Source organism: Novipirellula aureliae (assembly GCF_007860185.1).
Taxonomy (GTDB): domain Bacteria; phylum Planctomycetota; class Planctomycetia; order Pirellulales; family Pirellulaceae; genus Novipirellula_A; species Novipirellula_A aureliae.
This window is the reverse complement of sequence record NZ_SJPY01000038.1, coordinates 1-1444: the sequence shown is the minus strand read 5'-3', so window position 1 is coordinate 1444 and position 1444 is coordinate 1. Positions and strand designations below refer to the sequence as shown.

The 1444-nt window shown below is 51.5% G+C and carries 2 protein-coding genes; both read right to left on the bottom strand.

All coding sequences use genetic code 11. The features are described from left to right. Nucleotides 1–161 precede the first annotated feature (161 nt). Nucleotides 162–809: a hypothetical protein gene (locus Q31b_RS27725; protein ID WP_146602924.1), complete on the bottom strand. Its 648-nt coding sequence runs from the start codon at nt 807–809 to the stop codon at nt 162–164. Between the two features lie 214 nt (nt 810–1023). Beyond that, the gene (locus Q31b_RS27720; protein WP_146602923.1) at nt 1024–1245 is read right to left on the bottom strand and encodes a DUF4177 domain-containing protein; all 222 of its coding nucleotides are present in this window, start codon (nt 1243–1245) and stop codon (nt 1024–1026) included. Nucleotides 1246–1444: the final 199 nt, after the last annotated feature.

The window sequence follows — 1444 nt, the reverse complement described above, 5'->3', positions numbered from 1 at the left end:
TGGACTTAGCGAAAACCTTCAACATTGAACTTCCCGATCAGCGACGATCCAGCCCTCGAAAAAAACAAAAAAAACTTGGCGGGCATACCCCGCCCACCCCTTGATTACTACCGGTATATCTAACCGGGAACGCGCAGTAAAGTTTCTAACGGCCAAATCGCTTAGCTCGCGTTCTCCGGTTCACGCGATGGTTCCCCGCCGTTACCGGTCGAAAAGTCATACTGGATTGCACCGTCGACAAACTCCACCGCAACAGATCCATGGTACTCCTTACTGACGTAGGTGGGGGGCATGCGTTTTTTACTGCATTCTTTCCCCGCGTTTAGCAATACAACAGCGATAAGTCCGTCAGTCAAATGCGGCCGGTATTCTTCTGGCACAATTAAATCAGAAAACCATGTCTCGAAGAAGAGGGTCTTGGAGGCTAAACGTCGATGTGAACGACGATCCTGATCCGTCAGCACTACGTCATGATGTGATCCATCCGCAAACTCCAATCGTATCGCATCAATAGTTGGGTGAAGCCCGATCCAATCGACGCCGATGCCTAAGCCGTCGTCGTCGGGATAATAGGTGACAGACGCAATGTCGGGCGATAGCAGGTCCGTTCGGGATGCGTTGCCGACGTACGTCCTAAGACGGTCGAGCAGAATCTGATCGTCCGGTGACCCGCCGCTCCACGAAAGCGACGCAATTGTGCTCGCTTTAAGGGTTGCCAGTCGATAGCCGCGAAGCAATGTGCTTGCAATGAAGCCAGTTGAGGATATCGCCAGTGCGAGCAACGCGAATTTCAGGGCGGCGCGACGCATCCGGGTTAGTTTTCTTTCAGTCGGGGAACATTGACGATAACCGCGTCGGCCAGATTAACGCTGACCACAGAGTAAACGGTCGTGGCCGACTGCGGTTCATCGGATGGTTATCGGATCAGTATGGGGAATCGCCGAAACGGTTGTCTAAATCGACGAACGTCAGATTGCGAGTGCTCCATCGACAAACGCAGGCACTGACCGTTTAGCAAAAGAATCACGAATGCTTGGGACGCATAAAGTAGTGGATTGCTTTGCTTATCTGAGCAGGACTACCGCCGTCAGTAAAAGGAAAAACGCCGACCAACTGCCAGCCATCGTCGCCAAGTTCTTGTAGAGCACGATCAATATTGGAAAGTTCGTCAGTCGCGGGTTTCTGAGTCCAAAGCCCAGATCGTCGAGGTACCTCAAGAACCATAGTTTTATACTCGTACTGCATTTATCTCCGATCAGTCATCTTGCTAAGCAAGCACTTGCTTCTACAGCTAGTGGTCCTAGATCCTTTCGCACCGATAACGAATTGCATTCTATCCGGGGACCAGGCGTGGAAAGGTCTTGATCAATGGTTGACGTGTTTCGCCTGGTCCACGGATAGAATGTGCGTTGAACTTTGTCGTGCAGACCGCTTACGTTGGCAA

Excerpts from the sequence above, each read along its gene's own strand:
- Q31b_RS27725 (WP_146602924.1), bottom strand. The coding sequence starts at position 809 with ATGCGTCGCGCCGCCCTGAAATTCGCGTTGCTCGCACTGGCGATATCC.
- Q31b_RS27720 (WP_146602923.1), bottom strand. The coding sequence starts at position 1,245 with ATGCAGTACGAGTATAAAACTATGGTTCTTGAGGTACCTCGACGATCT.